General features: G+C 67.0%; 21 protein-coding genes. 10 read left to right on the top strand and 11 right to left on the bottom strand.

Annotation, left to right across the window (positions count from 1 at the left end):
• Positions 1-70 precede the first annotated feature (70 nt).
• The 3 genes from purF to EPY72_RS09260 form a co-directional block, all read right to left on the bottom strand.
• Positions 71-1543: an amidophosphoribosyltransferase gene (purF, locus tag EPY72_RS09250; RefSeq protein ID WP_135806247.1), complete on the bottom strand. Its 1473-nt coding sequence runs from the start codon at positions 1541-1543 to the stop codon at positions 71-73.
• A 190-nt stretch (positions 1544-1733) separates the two neighbouring features.
• Entirely contained in the window at positions 1734-1907 is a 174-nt protein-coding gene (locus EPY72_RS09255) for a 50S ribosomal protein L37e (RefSeq protein WP_134669831.1), read from the bottom strand.
• On the bottom strand, positions 1904-2095 hold the full coding sequence (locus EPY72_RS09260) for an LSM domain-containing protein (RefSeq protein ID WP_134669833.1): 192 nt from the start codon (positions 2093-2095) through the stop codon (positions 1904-1906). Before EPY72_RS09260 ends, EPY72_RS09255 begins: the two co-directional genes overlap by 4 nt.
• 153 nt (positions 2096-2248) lie before the next feature.
• Here EPY72_RS09260 and EPY72_RS09265 point away from each other — a divergent pair, with 153 nt between their 5' ends.
• The 3 genes from EPY72_RS09265 to EPY72_RS09270 all read left to right on the top strand — a co-directional run bounded on the left by EPY72_RS09265 (position 2249) and on the right by EPY72_RS09270 (position 5915).
• Complete coding sequence (locus EPY72_RS09265; protein ID WP_135806248.1) at positions 2249-5008, top strand: AAA domain-containing protein; 2760 nt, start codon at positions 2249-2251, stop codon at positions 5006-5008.
• Positions 5009-5112: 104 nt separating this feature from the next.
• The gene (locus EPY72_RS19365) at positions 5113-5259 is read left to right on the top strand and encodes a hypothetical protein (RefSeq protein ID WP_167599415.1); all 147 of its coding nucleotides are present in this window, start codon (positions 5113-5115) and stop codon (positions 5257-5259) included.
• 368 nt (positions 5260-5627) lie between these two features.
• Positions 5628-5915 (top strand): PadR family transcriptional regulator, encoded by a 288-nt coding sequence (locus EPY72_RS09270; RefSeq protein ID WP_134669837.1) that lies wholly within the window; start codon positions 5628-5630, stop codon positions 5913-5915.
• A gap of 42 nt (positions 5916-5957) precedes the next feature.
• Here the strand turns inward: EPY72_RS09270 and EPY72_RS09275 are convergent, their stop codons facing one another.
• Positions 5958-7226, bottom strand: a complete 1269-nt coding sequence (locus EPY72_RS09275; RefSeq protein ID WP_135806249.1) for an AI-2E family transporter — start codon at positions 7224-7226, stop codon at positions 5958-5960.
• 96 nt (positions 7227-7322) lie between these two features.
• Between EPY72_RS09275 and EPY72_RS09280 the strand changes: the two genes are divergently transcribed.
• The 5 genes from EPY72_RS09280 (at position 7323) to EPY72_RS09300 (ending at position 13930) form a co-directional block, all read left to right on the top strand.
• The gene (locus tag EPY72_RS09280) at positions 7323-8582 is read left to right on the top strand and encodes an MgtC/SapB family protein (RefSeq protein ID WP_134669841.1); all 1260 of its coding nucleotides are present in this window, start codon (positions 7323-7325) and stop codon (positions 8580-8582) included.
• A gap of 90 nt (positions 8583-8672) precedes the next feature.
• Entirely contained in the window at positions 8673-10004 is a 1332-nt protein-coding gene (locus EPY72_RS09285; protein ID WP_134669843.1) for a class-III pyridoxal-phosphate-dependent aminotransferase, read from the top strand.
• Between the two features lie 236 nt (positions 10005-10240).
• Entirely contained in the window at positions 10241-11971 is a 1731-nt protein-coding gene (locus EPY72_RS09290; RefSeq protein ID WP_210423523.1) for an ABC transporter substrate-binding protein, read from the top strand.
• Positions 11972-12136: 165 nt separating this feature from the next.
• A complete protein-coding gene (locus EPY72_RS09295; protein WP_135806250.1) occupies positions 12137-12589 on the top strand; it encodes a hypothetical protein in 453 nt (150 codons plus the stop codon).
• An 87-nt stretch (positions 12590-12676) separates the two neighbouring features.
• Positions 12677-13930, top strand: a complete 1254-nt coding sequence (locus EPY72_RS09300; protein ID WP_135806251.1) for an alanyl-tRNA editing protein — start codon at positions 12677-12679, stop codon at positions 13928-13930.
• Between the two features lie 76 nt (positions 13931-14006).
• Here EPY72_RS09300 and EPY72_RS09305 read toward each other — a convergent pair whose 3' ends face one another.
• A complete protein-coding gene (locus EPY72_RS09305; protein ID WP_135806252.1) occupies positions 14007-15236 on the bottom strand; it encodes a Cdc6/Cdc18 family protein in 1230 nt (409 codons plus the stop codon).
• A gap of 878 nt (positions 15237-16114) precedes the next feature.
• On the opposite strand from EPY72_RS09305, the gene EPY72_RS09310 reads away from it, so the two are divergent.
• Entirely contained in the window at positions 16115-17068 is a 954-nt protein-coding gene (locus EPY72_RS09310) for a zinc-dependent metalloprotease (RefSeq protein ID WP_135806253.1), read from the top strand.
• Here EPY72_RS09310 and EPY72_RS09315 read toward each other — a convergent pair.
• From EPY72_RS09315 to EPY72_RS09335, 5 genes are all read right to left on the bottom strand, one after another.
• Positions 17065-17268, bottom strand: a complete 204-nt coding sequence (locus EPY72_RS09315) for a hypothetical protein (protein ID WP_134669855.1) — start codon at positions 17266-17268, stop codon at positions 17065-17067. The genes EPY72_RS09310 and EPY72_RS09315 overlap by 4 nt on opposite strands.
• Before the next feature lie 2 nt (positions 17269-17270).
• On the bottom strand, positions 17271-17642 hold the full coding sequence (locus EPY72_RS09320) for a nuclear transport factor 2 family protein (protein WP_134669857.1): 372 nt from the start codon (positions 17640-17642) through the stop codon (positions 17271-17273).
• Positions 17643-17717: 75 nt separating this feature from the next.
• Positions 17718-18269: a hypothetical protein gene (locus EPY72_RS09325; RefSeq protein WP_134669859.1), complete on the bottom strand. Its 552-nt coding sequence runs from the start codon at positions 18267-18269 to the stop codon at positions 17718-17720.
• Positions 18270-18358: 89 nt separating this feature from the next.
• Positions 18359-18892 carry a cob(I)yrinic acid a,c-diamide adenosyltransferase gene (locus EPY72_RS09330; protein ID WP_135806254.1) on the bottom strand — a complete coding sequence of 178 codons (534 nt, stop codon included), beginning with the start codon at positions 18890-18892 and terminating at the stop codon, positions 18359-18361.
• A gap of 58 nt (positions 18893-18950) precedes the next feature.
• On the bottom strand, positions 18951-19193 hold the full coding sequence (locus tag EPY72_RS09335; protein ID WP_134669863.1) for a glutaredoxin family protein: 243 nt from the start codon (positions 19191-19193) through the stop codon (positions 18951-18953).
• 311 nt (positions 19194-19504) lie between these two features.
• On the opposite strand from EPY72_RS09335, the gene EPY72_RS19370 reads away from it, so the two are divergent.
• Positions 19505-19672, top strand: coding sequence for a DUF7838 family putative zinc beta-ribbon protein (locus EPY72_RS19370; RefSeq protein WP_167599416.1), 168 nt, complete (start codon positions 19505-19507; stop codon positions 19670-19672).
• 309 nt (positions 19673-19981) lie between these two features.
• Here EPY72_RS19370 and EPY72_RS09340 read toward each other — a convergent pair whose 3' ends face one another.
• On the bottom strand, positions 19982-20326 hold the full coding sequence (locus EPY72_RS09340) for a DUF6176 family protein (protein ID WP_135806255.1): 345 nt from the start codon (positions 20324-20326) through the stop codon (positions 19982-19984).
• Positions 20327-20431 lie beyond the last annotated feature (105 nt).

The raw sequence follows: 20431 nt of genomic DNA on the forward strand, positions 1-20431 counted from the left end.
AGTGTCGGCCCAACGACGAGGCCCGCGGTAACGATTGGGGCCGGTAGTCCGGGCGGGATTCGGGACGGAACTAATCGTCGGCGCCCGCGACGCCCCCGATCTCGGGCCGGGTGACCTCGCGGTCGGTCTCCTCGCCCTCGACGTCGTAGGGGTACTCGCCGGTGACACAGCCCAGACAGAGATCCGCCTGCGAGCGCCCGAGCGCCTCGGCGACCGCCTCCGTCGAGAGGTACGAGAGGCTGTCGGCCGCGATCGCCTCCCGGATCTCCTCGACCGACTTGTCGGCGGCGATGAGCTCCTCGCGGGTCGCCATGTCGATGCCCATGTAGCAGGGCGCGACGATCGGCGGCGCGCCGATCCGCATGTGGACCTCCTCGGCGCCGCAGTCCTTGAGCAGATCGACGAGCTGTGTCGAGGTCGTCCCGCGGACGATCGAGTCGTCGATCAGCGTGACCGTCTTGCCCTCGACGGTCGACTTGATGGGATTGAGCTTGAGCCGGACCGCCCGCTCGCGCTCGTCCTGCGTCGGCATGATGAACGTGCGACCGACGTAGCGGTTTTTCATCAGCCCCTCGGCGAACTCGACGCCCGACCCCTCTTCCTGTGCGGCCTCGGCGTAGCCGCTCGCGAACGCACGACCCGAGTCGGGGACCGGCATCACCACGTCGGTCTCGATGCCGCCCTCCTCCCAGAGCTGGCGGCCGAGCTCCCGGCGGACCTCGTAGACCAGCTCGTCGTCGATGACGCTGTCGGGCCGGGCGAAGTAGACGTGCTCGAAAAAGCAGTGTGCGGTGTTCTCACGCTCGAACAGCTGATAGGAGTCGAACCCCTCGCCGCCGGGGTGGAGGACGACGAGTTCGCCGGGTCTCACGTCCCGGACGAGTTCGCCGTCGAGGGTGTCGATGGCGGCCGACTCGCTGGCGAGGACGTAGCCGTCTTCGAGTTCGCCGATACAGAGCGGTCGGTTGCCCTCGGGGTCCCGGACGCCGAGGACGGTGTCGTCGTGGGTGATCGTCAGCGAGTACGAGCCGTGGATGCGACCCATGGTCCGCTTGACCGCGCGGACGAGGTCGGATTCGAGGAGGTTGCGCGCGAGGTCGTGGGCGATGACTTCGGTGTCGCCGTCGCTGGTGAACGCGTGGCCCTGCGCGGCGAGTTCCTCGCGGACCTCGTCGGCGTTGACGAGGTTGCCGTTGTGACTCAGGCCGAGCGCGCCGCTCTTGAACGAGACGGTGAACGGCTGGGCGCAGGACTTGTTGACGCTCCCGGCGGTCGGATACCGGACGTGACCGATGCCGGCGCTCCCCCGGAGGTCCGCGATGTCGTCCTCGCCGAAGGCGTCGCCGACCAGCCCCATCTCGACGTGGCTGTGCTGTTGGAACCCGTCGTGGGTGACGATGCCCGCCGACTCCTGCCCGCGGTGCTGGAGGGCGTACAGCGAGTAGTAGAGCGGGCGTGCGGCGTCGCGCTCTTCGAGCGAGACCCCGACGACGCCGCATTTCTCGGTCGGACCCGAATGGGTCGCGTCCCGGCCGTTTGGCATGGACGATTGTAAGGGAGTCCGGTAGTAAAAACCCTCGCTATCGTGTCGAAATCGCTCCTTCTCGGCCGGAATGTGCCCACGTTCGTGGATAGTCCGCCGCGGCGACCGCGTCCCCGAGACCGCGCCCCGGACGACGGAGCCGCGGCTGGCCGATCGATTCACCGAGAAGATGCGCCCGATCCGGCGGCGTCTACTCGCCAGCCTTGCTCTGCCACTCGTAGTCGCGGCGCTTGCTCGACTTGCCGAAGCCGCACGACGAGCACTCTTTCTTCTTGACGTGATACGACTTTTCGCCACAGCGACGACACTTGACGTGGGTCGTCGTGTTCTTCTTCCCCTGGCTCGGGGTGCCTGCACCAGTCATGGGTTAATCGACACGAGGTTGTCGCCGCGTATAATCGTTGTGTCTTCCTCCGCGGTGTCTTCCAGCACGAGATTCATGTGCTGGTCGTAGCCGGTCAGCGTCCCCACGAACTCCTCGCCGCCTTTCAGGCGCACCGTGACCTCCTCGTCGAGGGAGGCCTCCAGTACGTCGAGCGGTCGTCCACTCATACCATTAGCGGCACCCGTCGAACTCTTAAACGTACCGGTAGATGGCTCCCTAAAGTAAGTTTCAGTGGTCAGATTTTTGATGTAATCGGGCGTCGGACGGCTCACCCCGAGGGGACCGTCGGGGTTTTTTACCGGCGGGCATTACGAACGGTCGTGAACGTACGCGGGACGGTCGTAGAGGCCGGCGAGGTCCGGAGCGTCAGCACGCAGTACGGCGAGCGCGACCTCGCGGAGGTGACCGTGCGGACCGACGAGGGACCGGAGTCGGTGACGCTGTGGGGCAAGTGGACCGAGTCGGCCGAGTTGCTCGACGCCGGGATGGAACTGCTCGTCACGGATGTCGAGGAAAGCGAGTACCGGGGCGAGACCACCTACGCGACCGGCTCGGAGTCGTACGTCGTCGTCGAGCCCGCCTTCCTCGTCGACGTGACCGACGTGCGCTCGTGGGTCCAGTGTCCCCGGATGTACTACCTCAACAAGCTCTCGGGGATCCCGCTGGCGTACCCGGTGGTCAAGGGGACCATCGTCCACGAGGTGTTCGGCGACCTGCTTCGGGGCCGGGACCTCGACGAGAGCATCGACGAGCGGGTCGCGGACGCGGGGCTCGAACTCGGCCTGCTGGGTCGGGACCGCGAGGCGGTCGTCGATGAGGTCCGCCAGAACGCCGCCGCGATCGAGGGGTGGCTCGCGCAGGGCGCGCTGACCGAGAGCGACGACTGGCGGAGCGAACAACTGCTGGTCAGCGAGCGGTTCGGTATCAAGGGTCGGGCCGACGCGCTCCGGCGCGGGATGCCCGTCGAGCTCAAGACCGGCAAGAACCTCAAACGCGACCCGCGGTTTCAGGACAAGATTCAGGCCGCCTGTTACGCGCTCTTGCTCCGCGAAAAGGGCGTGCCGGTCGACACCGGGACGCTACTCTACACCAAAAACTCCGCGCTCGACCGGGGCGAGGAGTCGGGGGATCTCTCGCCCGCCAAGGAGTTCTCGGTCGGCGACGGCCTGCTCGACTTCGTGGTCCGGACCCGCAACGAGATCGCGGCGATGGAACACGACTTCGGGGTCCCGACCGGGTACGAAGCCGACGCTGTCTGTGAGTACTGCTTCGAACAGGACACCTGCATGGTGGTATCCGGACGGCTCGATCAGGAGTCGAAGGCGGGACGGATCGGCGACCCGATCCCGGAGGACGAACGCGAGTACTTCGACCGGATGTACCGGCTCATCGAGGCCGAGCGCCGGGCGACCCACGCCGAGTACGCCAAGCTCTGGGAGCAGACCGCGGCCGAGCGCGCCGACGACGACCGGGCGCTCGTCGACCTCGACCCCGCCGGTCGCCGCCAGCTCGAGGGCGGTCGGTGGGAACTGCGCGCGAGCCGAACCGACGGCGCGGTGTCGAAGATCCGGGAGGGCGACGTGGTGCTCGCCAGCGACGGCGACCCCGTCGACGGCCACGCCGAGCTCGGTCGCGTGGAGCGGTTGGACGAGGAGATCGTGGTCACCGCCGACGAGCCGGTCGAGCTCCGGCGCCTCGACGTCTACCCCTCGGAGCTGTCGGCCGACCGGATGCTCACGGCGCTCCACGACTTCCTGCTGAAGGGCGACCCTCGCCGGAAGGACGTGCTGTTCGGGCGGGCCGACCCGGAGTTCGCGGACGGCGAGGCGCGACGCGCCTCGGGGCAGTCGAGCGGGCAACGCCCGCGAGACAACCGGTCCGAGACCTACATCGACAACAACGACGCCCAGAACGACGCGGTCGCCCTCGCGGTCGGCGCCGAGGACTTCGCGCTGGTCCACGGGCCGCCCGGCACGGGCAAGACCTACACCATCGCGCGGACGATTCGCGCGCTGGTCGAGGACGGCGAGCGGGTGCTCCTCTCGGCGTTTACCAACCGCGCGGTCGACAACGCGCTCGAAGCGCTCCGCGATCAGGGCTTCGAGGACATCGTGCGAGTCGGCACCGAGAGCGGCGTCCGCGCGGACATGCAGGACGTGCGCTTAGAGCAGGCCGGCGACCCGGGCGAGCGCGTCGCCGAGCTCCGGGACGCGAGCGTGGTCGCCGCGACGACCGCGACCTGCGGCTCGCGGGTCATGCGCGAACAGCAGTTCGACGTGGCGCTGGTCGACGAGGCCTCCCAGCTCACCGAGCCCAACACGCTCGCGGCGACGAACCTCGCCGATCGGTTCGTGCTGGTCGGCGACCACGAGCAGTTGCCGCCGGTCGTCCGAACCGAGGACGAACCGCCGGACGGTTCGGACCGTCCGAGCGAGGAGGTGCCCAGCGACGCCCCGGGAGCGTCCGGGCTCTCGCGGTCGCTGTTCGAGCGACTCATCGAGCGCTACCCCGAGGCGGGCGTGATGCTCGACCGCCAGTACCGGATGGCCCAGCGGATCCAGGCGTTCTCCTCCCGGGAGTTCTACGACGGCGACCTCCGGCCGGCCTCCGGCGAGGTCGCGGCCCAGACGCTCGCAGACCTGCCGGGCGTCGACGAAACCGCCCTCCCGTCCGAACTCCGGGGCGTCTCGTTCGTCGATCCGGACGGTCGGGCCGACGGCAACACCAACCCCGTCGAGGCCGACCGCATCGCGGAGGCGGTCGAGACGTACCTCGCGGCGGGGGTCGACCCCGACCAGATCGGGGTCATCGCGCCGTTCCGGGCGCAGGTCGCCGAGATCGGCCGGCGCGTGCCCGAGTCGGTGACCGTCGACACCGTCGATCGGTTTCAGGGGTCGAGCAAGGAGGTCGTCGTGGTCTCGTTCGTGGCGACCGGCGATCTCGGGAGTCCGATCTTCGAGGACCACCGCCGGGTGAACGTGGCGCTCTCGCGGGCGAAGAAGGCCCTGGTGCTTGTGGGCGACGAGTCGGCGCTCCGGAGCACGGACCTCTACGCCCGGATGGTCGAGTGGGCCTCCTGACCGGAGCGTCGGCCGACGTACCGACGGGCCCGTTCACGAGGCCGGCGGCCCACGAGGTCCGAGACTCCACCGAACTCATTACCCGCGACCTCCTACGACCGGCCATGAGAGACGAAGACGAGATCCGCGAGCAGTACGAGTTCCTGCAAGAACACCTCGACGACGAGGACATGCGCCACGAGGGAGTCCGAGAAATGTTCACGTACTACAAGCGGGCGCTCGGCTGGGTGCTCGAAGAAGAGCACATTTAGGGAACCGAAATCTCCGCCGGAGATGCCTCGAAAACGTAGGTCAGCCGCGGAACCGGTACGGTTGACCGTGGTCGGTAGTCTTAAGTGGTTACGGGGTTTTGTTGCAAGTGACGCTTCGCTTGGAGGGCCGAAGCGTCAGCGGGGACCAATTCAGGGCGGCAAGCGGTTCGCGGGGCTTTTTCACCCCCGCGCTATCCGCTTTCCTTTCCGTATTCGATTTTCGAGAGCGGACGCGCCGTCGTGATCGCCGCCGACCGTCGTCCGAAGGCTTCGATCGTCAGTCGTAACTGAGTCGGCCGATGCGCCGGGCCGCGATCGCGGGGGCCGTCACCTACTTTTCGCTCGCAGACCTACCTCGGACGTTACCGATGCACGACCTGACGGGATTCCAACGAGACCTGCTGTACGTCATCGCCGGGCGCGACGAACCGCACGGACTCGCGATCAAAGACGAACTCGAATCGTACTACGAGAAAGAAATTCACCACGGCCGGCTCTACCCCAACCTCGACACGCTGGTCGACAAAGGGCTGGTCGAGAAGGGCCAGCGCGACCGTCGCACCAACTACTACACGCTCACCCGTCGGGGAACGCGGGAGATCGAGGCCCGCCGCGAGTGGGAAGCCCAGTACGTCGAGCCGAACGTCGAAGCCTGAGGGCGGGCGCCGCATCTGGCGCGTTCGGCGAGCGAGTCCCGATCACCGATCGTCGGTCGCGTCCGAGGGGGTTTCGGCGTCGCCGTCGCCGGCCTCGGCTCCGTCGTCGCCCTCGTCGGCGGAGGCCGCGTCGGGCGCGTCGGCGGTCGAGACGACGTCGGCGCCCCCGGCCGTCGCCGTCGGATCGGCGGGCTCGAAGAGGTACGTCGGGTCGACCGCCCACGGCCGGATCGGCTCGCCCGCGATGAGTTCGGGCAACACGATCCGGACGAAGTGGATGACAAGCACCAAGATCAGCGGGCCGAGGAAGATGCCGTACCACCCGAACAATAGCGGGCCGAGGATGTACGCCAGCATGACCAGACCGACGTGGAGGTCTCGGCCCGAGACGTACGGTCGGAGCACGAGGTCAGGGATCGAGTCGACGACGACGAACGAGACCGCGAAAAACAGCGCCGGGAACCAGAGGAACTCGGGGGCGCCGACCCCGGTCTCGACGCCGAGGTACCCCGCGACCGGGAAGTAGACGAGTTTCATCCCGACGACCGGAATCAGGCTGGCCGCGCCCGTCAGGAGTCCGATCAGCGTGGGGTACGGCACGCCGAGCCCCGCCGGCGCGAACAGGTTCAGGACGTTGTACGCCGCCGCCCCGATGGTGCCCGTGAACAGCGCGTTCAGGATGTTGCCGAAGAAGATGCTGTTGAAATCGCGGTCGACCGCGGTGGCGTACGCGGCGAACACGCCGCCGTCGTCGGCGAACTGCCGTCGGACGTACCGCGAGAGCCTGTGGTCGTCTCGGAGCAGGTAGAACGCGATGGCGATCATCACGAACAGGTGGAGCAGTCCGATGCCGACGACGCCGACGTACTGGAGCGCCGACAGCCCCACGTCCCGAATGAGTTCGGTGTTCGGGTCCGCGAGGATGTCCTCGGGACGTAGCGCCACCGTCGAGGCGTTGACGTACGGCTGGACCTGCGTCCAGACCCCCGAGATGTCGGCCGGGACCGCCTCGATTTCCCGGAGGCGATCGTACGCGCGAGCGAACTCCTGAAGCCCGATCGCGACGGTGTAGACCACCAACAGCAACACCGGGAGCGCGAGCGCGAACAGCGAGATGGCGGTCGCGACGCTCGGCGGGCCGATCCGCCGGCGGATCCGCCGGTACACCGGCCGGGTGGCGTAGTAGATGAAGATGCCGAACACGAAGGTGCCGACGAACGAGTAGACCACGTAGAAGACCGCCGCCAAGAGCGCGAGGCCGACGATCCACCACGCGGTCCGGGCCCGGTCGATGTCGAGATCGACGTCCATACCACCCAGAGGGTGTCGCCGGGACAAAAATGTTCGCCGAGAGTGAACTATCGCCGGCAGTGAGTTTTTAACCGACCGCGTACTTAGCTTTCCGAAGTGCAGGGTGTCGCAGAAACCGTCGCGTCGGCTCCGCTCGACGACGAAGTCGTGCGTATCGCGATCGCGGGAGCGCTGGGGCTGTTTCTGGGACTGGAGCGAGAGTGGTCCCACAAGCCCGCCGGAATCCGGACGTTCACGCTCATCACCCTGCTCGGGGCGGTGTTCACGCTGCTCGACCGGGACGTGTTGCTCTTGCTCGGGGGCCTGCTGGTCATCGTTCAGGGCGTCCTGCTCGCGGTCAAGGGCCTGACCGGCGAGGAAGAGGAGGGGCTGGCGCTGACGACCTCCGTGTCGATGCTGGTGGGGTTCGGCGTCGGTGCGCTCGTGATGGACGGATACATCATCGTCGGCGTCACGGTGGCCGTGCTGTCGTCGCTGCTGCTCGTGCTCAAGCGCGAACTCCACAGCCTCGCGTGGGGGCTCTCGCGCGAGGAACTCCGGTCGGCGGTCGAGTTCGCGATCCTCGCGTTCGTCATCTACCCGCTGTTGCCCGACCGGGAGTTCGCCTTTGGGGTCCAGCCCCGGGTCGTGTGGCTGATGGTGGTGACAGTCGCGGCCATCGGCATCGTCAACTACGCGGTAGTCGAGACCTACGGCGGCCGGGGCATCGCGGTCACCGGCTTCTTCGGCGGGCTCGCGTCCTCGACCGCGGTGGTCGGGACGATGCTCGATCACGTCAGCCAGCGCCCCGAGGCCGCCTCCTACGGGGTGGCGGCCATCCTGCTGGCCGACGCCGCGATGGCGGTCCGGAACCTCGCGATCGCGCTCGCGTTCACCGTCGGTCGGGACGCTCCGGTGCTGTACGGTGCGGTGTTGCCCCTCGGGGCGGTGATTCTGGGGAGCGTCGCCATCGCGGCCTACACCGCCGAGTGGTCCGAGCAGGTCGACATCGACCTCGAGAGCCCGTTCTCGCTCCGGAACTCCCTGAGCTTCGGCGCCATCTTCCTGCTGGTCATCGTCGCCGGCGCGGTGGCCCAACAGCAGTTTGGCTCCGCCGGGTTCTACGTCACCGCGCTGCTGTCGGGGCTGGTCTCCAGCGCGGGTGTGACCTCCTCGGCGGTGTTGCTCTACATCGGCGGGAACCTCGACTCCCAGACCGCGGTGCTCGGCATCCTGCTGGCGACCGCCTCCTCGATCACGGTCAAGGCCGCGCTCACCCTGACGGCGCCCAATCGGTCGTTCGCCTACCGGGTCACGGCGTGGAGCGGGGTGTTGCTCGCGGGGTCGGCCGTGGCCGCGGTGTTGGCCGTGATGTGAAGTTCGCATCGTCGCTCGGATCTGTTGCAAGTATCACCGGTATCGCAACGAACCAATTCAATTAAAAGGCACCTCTGCAAAGACCACGTCATGGATAGGCACACCGCCGAACCCACGGTCGAGCAGATGCCCGGAGAACGAGCCAAAGCGTGGTCCGAGCACCACCACCAGTTCTCCGCGCCGAGCACGTACGTCTACGACTTCGTCTGGGACATGACAGCGGACGCAGAGGGGCCGTTCTGCACCGACGTAGACGGCAACGTCCTGTTGGACTTCACGAGCCACGTCGCGGCCGCGCCGCTGGGGTACAACAACCCCAAGATCATGGACGAAATCCGCGAGTTCGGCGCGCTCGATCCGCTCAAGATCGCGGGACAGGACTTCTACGCCGCCGGCGGCTGGCCGCCCGAGGACCCCGAGTTCCCCGGTCCGACCCAGCTGATGGACCGGCTGACCGACCTGACGAGCCACTACGACATGGACACCGTCTTCCTGTCGAACTCCGGCGCGGAGGCGGTCGAGAACGCGATCAAGATCTGTTACGCGCAGGGGGGCCACCGCGCGTTCAACTTCGACGGCGCGTTCCACGGCCGCACCCTCGGTGCGCTCTCGCTGAACCGGTCCAAGCGCGCCCACCGGAAGGGCTACCCCGAGATCGGCGGCGTCGTCTCGGTACCGTACCCCTCGACCGACGAGGAGTACGAGCGCAAGTGGCTGACCGACGGCCCGGGCGGCAACGTGGTCGCGGACAAACTCGAACCCTCGCAGGGCGTCATCGACCCCGAGGAGGTCGCCTACCTCATCATGGAGCCGGTTCAGGGCGAGGGCGGCTACCGGGTTCCCCACGATGGCTTCGTCGAGGACCTCGCCGAGATCCGGGCGGAGTACGACGTGAACGTCATCGCCGACGAGATTCAGGCGGGGCTCGGACGGACCGGCGAGATGTGGGGGGTCGACCACCTCGACCTCGAACCCGACGTCATCACGTCCGCGAAGGGCCTGCGCGTGGGCGCGACCGTCGCGAACAAGGACATGTTCCCCGAAGAGACGGGTCGGATCTCCTCGACCTGGGGCGCGGGCGACGTGATGAGCGCGCTTCAGGGCGTGCTCACTCTCGACGCCATCGAGGAGTACGACCTGCTCGACAACGTGGTCACTCGGGGCGCGCAGTTCCGCGAACTGCTCGAAGACGCCGACATGCCCAACGTGGTCGACGTGCGCGGCCGCGGGCTGATGCTGGCGGTGGAGTTCGACACCAAGGATCGGCGTGAGGCGGTCGTCGAAGCCGCGCTCAAGCGCGGTCTGCTCACACTCGGCTGTGGCTACAAGACGCTGCGACTGCTTCCGCCGCTCGACGTGACCGAGCGCGAGATCGAACTCGGCTTCGATCTGTTCGAGTCGGCGGTCCACGACGCCGCGTAGTCGCTGAAACTCGGCCCGTAGTCCGCACCGTTCGCCCGCGGACTGTGGTCCGTGCCGTTCGTTCGCGGACTGTGGTCCACACCGTTCGCTCGCGGACTGTAGTCCGCGCCCTCCGTCGCGGTTGAGATAGGGTCTATCGGCAGTTAACGGACCGCCTCGTCGCTCGTTGGTATAGCGGCCGCATATCTCGAAAGTGGTAGAAATATTGATACGGCCCGAAATTGTCACTCGTTCGCATGCCGGGAAGAGAAATAAACGAGAATCGACGCGATTTCCTGATGAAAGCCGGCGCCGCGACCGGGATCGTGGGACTGACCTCGTTCGCGACCGCGGGCGGGGCGGGGGCACAGGAGACGACGACTCAGGACGGCGACGCCGAGACGACACAGGCGGCCGAACCGGGCGAGCCGCTCCCGACGTACACGTATCTGAACAACGCACAGAGCTACAATCCGCCGCGACACGACGCGATCAACCTCACCGCCAACCAGCTCAACGAGCTCGGACTCGACGTCGAGGTCGAGGTGCTCGAATGGGGGACGCTGTTCAACAGGGTCGACCAGGAGTACGACTACAGCCTCTCGACGTGGCACACGTTCTTCACGGTCGATCCGGTGCTGGAGCTGAGCTCGACCATGGACTCGTCGAACACCGACCCCGGGGAGGGGAATTTCGCCGGCTACACCAACGAGGAGGTCGACGAGCTGATGGACAGCTACCTCGCCGAGCCCGACCCCGACACCCGGGTCGATCTGGTCCACGACCTCCAACAGATACTGATGGACGAGGTGCCCCAGATGCCGATCACCCAGATGCCGGCGGCGGCCATCTGGAACAACAACCAGGTCGACAACTGGCAGCGCAACCTCTCGCTCGGGTTCAACTCCTACTGGACGATGGTCAACCTCGAGATGCAGGACGGGGCGACCGAGCTCAAGGGGTACTGGCCCGAGACGCTCTCGACGATGAACGTGCTGGGTCACAACGACGAGAACAAGCACGTCTACCAGTTCACGGTGATGTACGACACGTTGTTGCGCCTCGACAACAACGGCGAGCTGAACTCCGACGTGAGCCTCGCGACCGACTGGAACCGGGTCGACGAGACCACCATGGAGTACACCGTCCGGACCGGCCACTCGTGGCACGACGGCGAGGACCTCACCGCCGAGGACATCGCGTTCAGCTACAACTACATCACCGAAAACGAGGTGCCGATCTACTCGGTCCAGTCGAACTACATCGACAACGCCGAGGTCGTCGACGAGGAGACGGTTCGGGTCAACATGAGCCAGCCCCTCGGACCGTTCAACACGCTCGTGGCGACCCAGCTCCCGATCATCCCCGAACACAAGTGGGCCGACCGGGACAACCCGAGCCAGCAGAACATCCAGGAGCCGGTCGGTAGCGGCCCGCTCCAGTTCGATTACTGGGAGCAGGGCAGTGAGTTCGGCATGGCGCGGTTCGACGACCACTTCGCGCCCGTCGACTTCGAGCGGCGGTTCTGGCGGATCATCCCGGAGGCCTCGACCGTCTGGGAGAACCTCATCAACGGCGACCTCAACTACGAGCCGTTCGGCCGGATCGACCGCAGTCTCAACGAGAACCAGGAGAACGAGAACATCAGCACGAAGTTCGAAGTGGCGACCTCGTTCTGGCACTTCACGCCGAACGAGCGCGAGCCCGGGTTCGACGACGTCGCCCTCCGGAAGGCGATGGTGAACACGATTCCGCGAACGCCGATCGTCGACCAGATCCTGTTCGGTTTCCCCGAGCCCGGTTCGAACGTCGTCTCGGGGGCGTTCGGCCCGCTCCACACCGACGACGTGACCTCCTACGAGGAGAGTCGCGAGCGAGCGCGGGCCCGGCTCGAAGAGGCCGGCTACACCTGGAACGACGACGACCGACTCCAGTTCCCCGAGGACGGCGGGGACGGGGGCGGCGGAACCACGACCGAGTCGGGCTGATCGAGGACCGCACTGACGGCGCGCGATCTCATTTTTCGGAATCGCGATTCGAGAGACGCTGTTTTCGGCATCGCGATTCGAGAGACGCTGGATTCGCCCGAGCGGCCGGACGCCAGCCGGCCGGTCCGAAGAAGATTGATAACGCCGAGCGTGCACGGTTCGGGCATGCACCACCGGTCAGACACGTCGCTTCGCGCGAGCGCCTCGGGATGGGCCCGTCTGCTCGGTCTGCTCCGGACCCGGACCGCGGGCGCGCTCGGGATCGTCGTCGTGATCGCGGTCGTCGCGCTCCCGCACCCGCTTCCCGAGTACCCGGCGAGCGCGTACGCGCTCGTCGGGACCGCACAGGGCGTCGGGCTCGCGGTCGCGGCCGAGAACCTGCTCCGGCGACCCGCGCGGGGGTTCGACCGGACGCGGGCGAGCCGGAGGGTCGCGAGCGTGGCCGGCGCGGCCGCGCTGTTCGTCGTCGCCATGGCCGCGCTCGGCGTCGACCTCTCGGCGCGCGACCGCACCCTGCTTGCGGCGTTCTGTCTCTCGGGACCGGCGGCCATCGCGGCCCTCGACTACCTGAAAGCCCGCGTTCGGACCGATCTGCGCCGGGAGGGCGCGTCGGGGTGACCGGCCCGGGTGGGTCCGCGAGACGCGAGCGCACGCTGACTGTTCCAACAGTGACGTTTTAGTCGCGCCCGCACCTTCGGCCACGGTATGAGCCAACTCGCGGCACGGGAACCGTACACGACGAGCTTCGAGGCGACGGTCGTCGACCGCGACGGCCGGGCGGTCGTCCTCGACGAGACGTACTTCTACGCCGAGAGCGGCGGCCAGCCGGCGGACCGCGGGACGCTCGCCGGCGCGCCGGTCGCGCACGTCCGGACGCGCGAGGACGGCGACATCGTCCACCGATTGGCCGAGGACACCGACCTCGACGCCGTCCCCGAAGTCGGCCAGCCCGTCCGCGGACAGGTCGACGAGTCGTTTCGCACCTACTGCATGCGAGCCCACACCGCAAGCCACGCCATCTACGGGGCGGGCCGGGAACTGCTCGCGGACCTCGGCTACGGCGGCTTCGACATCGGCGAGCGCAAGGTCCGGGTCGATTTCACCACCGCGACCGACATCGACGACGAGGTACTGGCGGACCTAGAACGGCTCACCAACCGGGCGGTGTGGGATTCACGACCCGTGACGTGGGCAGAGGTTCCCGAGGCGGAGGCCCGGAGTCGCGAGGAGATCGCGTTCAACACCAAGACCGAGGAGGGCGTGATGAGCGAGGCCGACACCGTCCGCGTGGTCGAGATCGAGGGGTTCGACTGGGCGGCCTGCGGCGGGACCCACGTCGAGAACACCCGCGAGATCGGCCCGGTCACCGTGCTCGACCGGTCGAACCCCGGCGAGGGACTCACTCGCGTGGAGTTCGCGGTCGGACCGACCGCCATCCGACGGCGGGCCGAGGACGTGCGGGCGGCGCGGGCGGCCGCCCGCGAACTCGACGTGAGCGTCCCCGATCTGCCGGACGCCGCACGGCAGGCCGGCGAGGAGATCGAGCGACTGACGGCCGAGCTGAACGACGCCAGAGACGAACTGCTGGCGGCGCGGCTCGCGGATCTCGGGGACGAGCCGGTCGAGCGCGACGGTGGCGAGTGGCTGGTCGGCACCGTCTCGCGGTTCGGTCCGAACGAGGTGGCCGACCGCGCGAAGGCGCTGGCGGGCGACGGTGGAGACGCCGGCGGACCCGACGCGTCGGGGGATGCCGAGACGGGCTACGACGCGGTCGTCCTGGCCGGCGAGGACGGCTCGACGTTCGTCGTCGCCGCGACCGCGGGCGATCCCGCGGCCGGCGACGTCGTCGGGGAGGTGACCGACGCCTTCGGCGGCGGCGGGGGCGGACGCCCGACGTTCGCGCAGGGCGGCGGCCTCGACGCGACGCCCGAGGAAGTCGTGGCGTTCCTCCGGGAGTAGCCGGGCGTCCGCGAGCCGGTCGGATCGCGTGATTTCGATGGGCTCACCGCTCGGGCGGTCCGCGAGCGCGCCGGGCTCAGATCCCGAGGTCGGCGATGCGGTCGTCGCGGTGGAGCACCTTCTTGACGATGTCGGGGTCTTCGAGCAGGCGGTGCATCGTGTGGACGCCCCGGCCCCGACCCCGGCCCTTGGTTTCGGAGTCGATCACGTTGAGGAAGTCCTGCTCCTGGAGTATCTCCTGAACCCGGCGCTCCGAGAGGGCGTCGACGTCGAGTTCCGAGGCGATCGACTGGTACTGGCGGTAGATCTGCTGGGTCGGGAACTGCTCTTGGTGGCGGTTCTCGGTCAGGACGGTGAGCGCGAGCAGGATGGCCTTCGCCTGCGTGGGCGCGCCGTCGATCAGCTCCGCGAACCGGTCGGCCTCGGTCTTCTCCTTGGCGGCGTAGACGTGGCTCTCTGTGACCTCGGGGTCGTCTTGCTTGGTCGCGATCCGGCCGGCATTCCGGAGGATGTCGATGGCCTTCCGGGCGTCGCCGTGTTCTTGGGCGGCCAGCGCCGCGGTGAGCGGGATGGCGTCGTCGCTGAGCACGTCGTCCCGGAACGCGTCGGCGCGGTTCTGGAGGATGTCGATGAGCTGGTGGGCGTCGTACGGCGGGAAGACGAGTTCGTCGTGAGCGAAACTCGATTTGACGCGCTCGTTGAGTTCGTCGGGGAAGTCGATCTTGTTCGAGATGCCGATGATGCCGACCGTCGAGTCGGTGATCCGACGGTTCTCGCCCGCCCGCGAGAGTTTCCTGAGCACCTCGTCGTCCTCCAGCATGTCGATCTCGTCGAGGATGACCAGCGTCACGTCGCTGACGGTGTCGATGATGCGCCACAGCCGGTCGTAGTAGTCGCCGGTGCCGAGCCCGCGCTGTGGGACGGTGATGCCAGTCTCGGCCGGATCGTTGAGTTCGCGCCCGATGGTCTTGATGACCGACGCCTCGGTTGTCTGCTCGCCGCAGTCGATGAACGCGGTCTCGACCCCCACGCTCTCGTTGCTGGCCTCGTTTTCGACGCGCTTGGAGACGCTCCGGGAGATGAGCGACTTTCCCGTCCCTGTCTTCCCGAAGATGAAGAGGTGGGTCGGCTCCTGACCGAAGATAGCTGGATTGAGCGCCTCGGCGACCTTCTGCATGTGCTCGTCGCGGCCCACGATCCGGTTCGGGCCGGGGAGGTGAGAGATTCGAAGCAGGTCCTCGTCGGCGAATATCGGTTCGTCGTAGCGAAAGAGGGGATCGCGTTCGGCCGTCTCGTCGGGAACCATCTGTCGGGGCGTTCCTTCGCACCCCGCGACATAAAGGTGGGGGGTAACGTCGCGGATGTATTTCCGGGAGAGAGCCCGGTCTGTCGCCGTCGCGCCAGATATGCCGGCCGGACGCCGACGGCGACTACCCTCGCGGATGTTCTCGTCGGGTCACATTACGGGGCTGTGTCGGCTCCGGCCCGGAACGAGCCCCACAGACTCGGGGTGTCGCGATTCTATTTGTGGGGGTCGACTCTGACTCACGAGGTCGCGATCCCAGTCCGATTCTACGTCCGGTTTCGGAATCGGTGTCGTGGCGGACCGACCGGCCCAGACCGATGGGACGGGTCGGGCGGACACCAGCATCGCGGATGTAAGCCGCGGGGAGCGGGGGACTGAAACCGAGGACGACCACCGAACGGATTCGGCTCGGGGTCCGTCTCGGGCCGAACGGTCGGGGCGACCGGACGCCCACCTCGGTCGCGTTTGTAACCGTCGGACGGTTGGACCGCGAGCCTCTGACGGAAGGTAGCCGGAGACGAAACGTGAGTGTGTCACTCTCTTGCATGCCCCACACACACCACCATCTCGTTTGTAAGAGGATACGACGAGACTAGAGAGAGAACACACACCAGTGTCGCGGATGTAAATATGGCGTGATAGCAAATTTTAGAGCATCTACTCCGAGTATCCGATTCAGAACGGATTCGTCTCGAATTGCCTACAGTTACATCCGCGAGCGAGGTGTCCCCCGAAAGAGCGACCGCACGCTCGATCGGGCGTCGCTTTCCCGCGTCGAGGGACGACCCCCTCGGGCCGAACCGCTTACAAACGCGACACTGGTGTGTGCGTTCGCCCCGTCGGAAACATTTTGACCGCAGAGACCCAACAGTACCGTCGTGAGTCTCTATCGCTCCGTCCGGGCCATCGCCGAGTCGACCGGCGAGGGACCGATCGACTGGGACGCCGTCGCCGAAGCCGCCAAGGCCTCGACCGATCCCGGTTCCATCGAGCTGACCGCGGACGAGCGCGCCGGCTACGCCGCCGACGTTCGCGACGCCCGCGCCCGCGTCCGAGAGGTATCGACCATGGCGTTCGACGTGCCGGACGTAGTCGAAGTCCAGAACCGCCACCATTGGATCGACGCCAACATCGAGACGTTCCGGCGCGTGATGACGCCGATCGAAGAGCACGGCCCCGTGCTGTTCCCCGGCGTCACCCGGACGATCAACACGGGCACGATGTCGGTACTCCTGTCGGTGCTCGCGCGCAACGTGTTGGGGCAGTTCGACCCCCTGTTACTTGCGGAGGGCGACGACCACGCCCTCTACTTCGTCCGGCCGAACATCCGGCAAATCGCCGGGCAACTCGACGTCGAGTACGACCGATTCCGACGCTGGATCGCGTTCCACGAGGTGACACACGCCGCCGAGTTCGGCGCGACTCCGTGGCTCTCGGGGCATCTCGAATCCCGGATGGAGTCGGGCATCGAGGCGCTGGCCAGCGGCGACCTCGACCGGGAGGCGTTTCGGGACCTCGACGCCGCCATGACCGCGGTCGAGGGGTACGCCGAACTCCTGATGGACGAGGCGTTCGACGACGAGTACGCCGACCTCCGCGAGAAGATCGAGGCCCGCCGGCGGGGTCGAGATCCCGTCTCGAAACTGCTCCGCCAACTGCTCGGACTCGGGCTCAAGCGCCGCCAGTACGAGCGCGGAAAGCGATTCTTCGAATCGGTCGCGGCCCAGCGCGGCATCGCGGGCGCGAGCGCGGTGTGGGACCGCCCGGAGAACCTGCCGACCGACGCCGAACTCGACGACCCCGCGAGGTGGCTCGCGCGAGTCGACGCCTAAACCGAGATCCGGACCAGATACGCCAACAGCGCCGCCCCGACCGCGAGCCCGCCCGCGATCGCGGTCGCGATCTCGACGATCGAACCGCCCCCGGAGAGCGTGACCAGCCCCGCCGACACGCCAACCAGCAACACGATCCCGGCCTTCAGTTTGGTCCGCCCGGCTCGGTTCGGATCCTCGTTTCGCGATGGTCCGACCATGCTCAGAGGTCGTGGGCCGCGCTTACGTGCATCTGCGCGAACCGCCACTCGTCGGCGCCGCGTTCGAGCACCCCGCTCCACCGCGTGTCGAAAGACAGGCGCTCGCCGTCGGTCGGCGTCCACGACAGTCCCACCTCGTCGGTGAACCACGCCACCGACTCCCGGTCGGTCGTCCGGAGCCGCCGGCTCTCGACGCGCCACTCGCCGGTCGTCCGAGTCTGCTCGCGCAGTCCGGCCGCGATCGACTCGTAGCCCGCCAGCCGCTCCGAGACGCCGAACTTCACGACGTCCTCGCGCTCGGCGAAGTACGGTTCGAGCGGGTCGCCACGCCTGAGCGCCCGGTAGTACGCCCTCACGGTTTCGGTCGGCGTCATGGAAAGTCGGTTACCGCGGATCCGCTTAAGCCTACTCTTCGCCCCCGGCGGGTCGCCCGGCGTGGTCGGCGCGGGCTACTGGAATCCGCGCCCGACCGAATCGTCGTCGATGAGGTCGTCGAGTTCGGCGTTCAACAGCTCTTCGGCCTCCTCGAAGCGCTCGGAGAGCTCCTCGGCCGAGTCCGGTCGACCGTACTGGTCGTACTCCATCGGTCCGAACGCCGGGCTCTCGAGGGCCTCCATCACGTCGTCGAAGAAGTCGTTGGGCGTGGTCGGCGCGTCGGCGTGGGCCTTGACGACCTCTTCGAGGTGGCGGGCCTTCGACTCGGCGTCGTCCTCGTCTTCGGGGGCGCGCTGGACCGCAAAGCGGCCGCCCGACTCGTGTTCGGGGAGGTACGAGCCGATCTCTTCGTCGAGCTTTCGCGCGACCTTCGCGCCCACGCCCTTGACCTCGTAGGGGTTTTTCGCGTAGGTCTTGAGGTGATAGACGCCCGCACGCGGGTGGCCCAGATACAGATCCTCGCCCACGCCCCCGGCTCTGGTGCCGCCGACCGCGCGCCAGTCGTCGGGGTCGGTGTCGTTTTTCACCACGTCCTCGACGATGTCCTGCCACTCGCGTATCCGCATGCTTGGGCGTGACAAGCCACCGAACGGGGATTAACGTATCGGTCCGAACGGCCGGTCTCGGCTCCCGACGCCCGGACGCCGGCTCGGAGTCAGTACGTCGGCGACTCTTCGGGGACGCCCTCGCGCTGATTGACCGCGCGCGCGAACACGAACAGCGCGTCCGAGAGCCGATTGAGGAACGTCACCGCGGTGGCGTTGACGTCCTCGGCGCTCTCCAGTGCGACGGCCCGGCGCTCGGCGCGCCGGCAGACGGTCCGGGCGTGGTGGAGGTCGGCGCCCGGCTTGCTTCCGGTCGGGAGGATGAACGATTCGAGGGGTTCGAGCTCCTCGTCGAAAGAATCGATCCACTCCTCGACGGTCGAGACGTGTTCGTCCCGAACCGCCGGATCGCCCTCGTCGGGGTCGGGGTTCGCGAAGTCCGCCTGCACGACGTGGAGGACGTTCTGGACCTCCCGGAGGTACTCGTCGACGTCGCCGTGACCGCACGGTCGGATCCGACCGACGAGGGCGTTGAGCTCGTCGACCGTTCCGTACGCCTCGATCCGGGGGCTGGCCTTCGAGACACGGGACATGTCCCGGAGGTCGGTCTGGCCCTCGTCGCCGCGACCCGTGTAGATCTTCATGAGGGGACCTACCGGCCGGCCGCACTTAATTCCGCCCCCGAACGAGCGGCTCTCCGAGTCACTCCGCGAGCGTCGTCTCGACGTACTCCAGAATGCGGTCGCTCTCGCCCATGGTCACGCCGTGCTCCTCGTCGACGAGCACCGGGACGCTCCGTTGGTTGCTGACGCGCTTTACCTCGTCGCGTTCGGAGTGGAGGCCCTCGACCCACTCGGTCTCGTAGTCGACGCCGTTCTCGTCGAGCGCGTCGTGGACCTTCTCGCAGTACGGACAGCCGTCGAGCGAGTACAGTGTGACGGACATACGCGTCCGTTAGGCCCCCCGAGACAAGTAGCTGGCGTCGGACCGCCGAAGACGACCGGCCTGTCGGTCGATTCGACCCCGAACGGCTCCCTTCGCGGAGCCGATCGCTCCCGACGAAATTTATATAGCGATAATAAATTTATCAGAGGAATCGCCACGTCGAGCGAGCCCGTTCACGTACCGCCCGACCCTCGACAGCGGAGCCCGAACGGATTCTAACACCACGGCCCCGGAGAGGCGACGGCCTGTCGTCGCTGACGTCGACGGTCCAAACCAGTATCCTCAAATGCCGCGCGGTTCGACGTTGACCCATGAGTCAGGAACTCGAGTACGAGTGCCCCGAGTGCGGGACCGAACGGACGTTCTATCGGACCGCGAGCACCACCCTCCACCTCGGGGAGAAGACCAAGTGGAGCTGTCCGGAGTGTGACTACCGGTTCGTCCGGATCGACGGCGACATCAACTCTGCCGAAGCCTGAATCCGGCGTCCGCCATCACTGGATCCGAACGAACCGTGTCCGCGAGCGGCGAGCACGCCCCGACTCACGTTTCTCCTCCACGACTCTGTCTCCTGTTTTGGCTCGGCCTGCCAGCGCGTCGCGGGACCGTCGACTGCCCATCGAGGGTCCATCGACGACGATCGGGGCCCGGCACACTGGACTGGATGACGAACAAGTCCGGTCGAATCGCCGGTCGTCGAGCCAGCGTTCGACCCGAACGGCTCTGTTGAAACCTTTCAGATCTGGCTGTGGGTGACGTGCGCACTTCGTGGCGCCAACCAATCACCGCTACGGCTGTTCTGGATTGTCCAAGTGATACAGGAAGTCGTAGTCCCCGACGTTGTCTCCGTTTTCGAGCACGTCCAACATCACCTGTTCGTGTTCTTCGTCGATGGCATGCGAGGATTCCTCGTATGCTTCGTAGACTCGCTCCACGTCCTCTGCTTTCATGTAGTAGATCAGGAAGTCGCCCCCATCCGTGTGTTCGATAAAGGCCGTTTCTTCGTACATTCCCTCGTTTTTCAGCGTTTCAATCGCCTCGGCTTCGCGGTCGCGGACCTCCCGTGCCCACTCCTCGAGCCGTTGGGTCTTGCCCGCCTCTATTTTCTGCTTCGAGAGGACTACATCTACCATACCATCTCTGTAGAATTGACACAACATAGTTCTTATCTAACCGACACGGACGCGCCCTACATCGCGTATATTCGCCCTATAATATCAGAGGGTCGATGTTTCACC

The sequence above is a fragment of the Halorussus marinus genome (assembly GCF_004765795.1).
Lineage (GTDB): Archaea > Halobacteriota > Halobacteria > Halobacteriales > Haladaptataceae > Halorussus > Halorussus marinus.

What these genes read in the sequence shown, in the direction of transcription:
- EPY72_RS09330 (WP_135806254.1), bottom strand. Translation starts at nt 18,892, where the DNA reads ATGAAGATCTACACGGGTCGCGGCGACGAGGGCCAGACCGACCTCCGG.
- EPY72_RS09260 (WP_134669833.1), bottom strand. Translation starts at nt 2,095, where the DNA reads ATGAGTGGACGACCGCTCGACGTACTGGAGGCCTCCCTCGACGAGGAG.
- EPY72_RS09295 (WP_135806250.1), top strand. Translation starts at nt 12,137, where the DNA reads ATGCACCACCGGTCAGACACGTCGCTTCGCGCGAGCGCCTCGGGATGG.
- EPY72_RS09335 (WP_134669863.1), bottom strand. Translation starts at nt 19,193, where the DNA reads ATGTCCGTCACACTGTACTCGCTCGACGGCTGTCCGTACTGCGAGAAG.
- EPY72_RS09320 (WP_134669857.1), bottom strand. Translation starts at nt 17,642, where the DNA reads ATGACGCCGACCGAAACCGTGAGGGCGTACTACCGGGCGCTCAGGCGT.
- EPY72_RS09340 (WP_135806255.1), bottom strand. Translation starts at nt 20,326, where the DNA reads ATGGTAGATGTAGTCCTCTCGAAGCAGAAAATAGAGGCGGGCAAGACC.
- EPY72_RS09270 (WP_134669837.1), top strand. Translation starts at nt 5,628, where the DNA reads ATGCACGACCTGACGGGATTCCAACGAGACCTGCTGTACGTCATCGCC.
- EPY72_RS19365 (WP_167599415.1), top strand. Translation starts at nt 5,113, where the DNA reads ATGAGAGACGAAGACGAGATCCGCGAGCAGTACGAGTTCCTGCAAGAA.
- EPY72_RS09255 (WP_134669831.1), bottom strand. Translation starts at nt 1,907, where the DNA reads ATGACTGGTGCAGGCACCCCGAGCCAGGGGAAGAAGAACACGACGACC.
- EPY72_RS19370 (WP_167599416.1), top strand. Translation starts at nt 19,505, where the DNA reads ATGAGTCAGGAACTCGAGTACGAGTGCCCCGAGTGCGGGACCGAACGG.
- EPY72_RS09275 (WP_135806249.1), bottom strand. Translation starts at nt 7,226, where the DNA reads ATGGACGTCGATCTCGACATCGACCGGGCCCGGACCGCGTGGTGGATC.
- purF (WP_135806247.1), bottom strand. Translation starts at nt 1,543, where the DNA reads ATGCCAAACGGCCGGGACGCGACCCATTCGGGTCCGACCGAGAAATGC.
- EPY72_RS09300 (WP_135806251.1), top strand. Translation starts at nt 12,677, where the DNA reads ATGAGCCAACTCGCGGCACGGGAACCGTACACGACGAGCTTCGAGGCG.
- EPY72_RS09315 (WP_134669855.1), bottom strand. Translation starts at nt 17,268, where the DNA reads ATGGTCGGACCATCGCGAAACGAGGATCCGAACCGAGCCGGGCGGACC.
- EPY72_RS09325 (WP_134669859.1), bottom strand. Translation starts at nt 18,269, where the DNA reads ATGCGGATACGCGAGTGGCAGGACATCGTCGAGGACGTGGTGAAAAAC.
- EPY72_RS09290 (WP_210423523.1), top strand. Translation starts at nt 10,241, where the DNA reads ATGCCGGGAAGAGAAATAAACGAGAATCGACGCGATTTCCTGATGAAA.
- EPY72_RS09305 (WP_135806252.1), bottom strand. Translation starts at nt 15,236, where the DNA reads ATGGTTCCCGACGAGACGGCCGAACGCGATCCCCTCTTTCGCTACGAC.
- EPY72_RS09285 (WP_134669843.1), top strand. Translation starts at nt 8,673, where the DNA reads ATGGATAGGCACACCGCCGAACCCACGGTCGAGCAGATGCCCGGAGAA.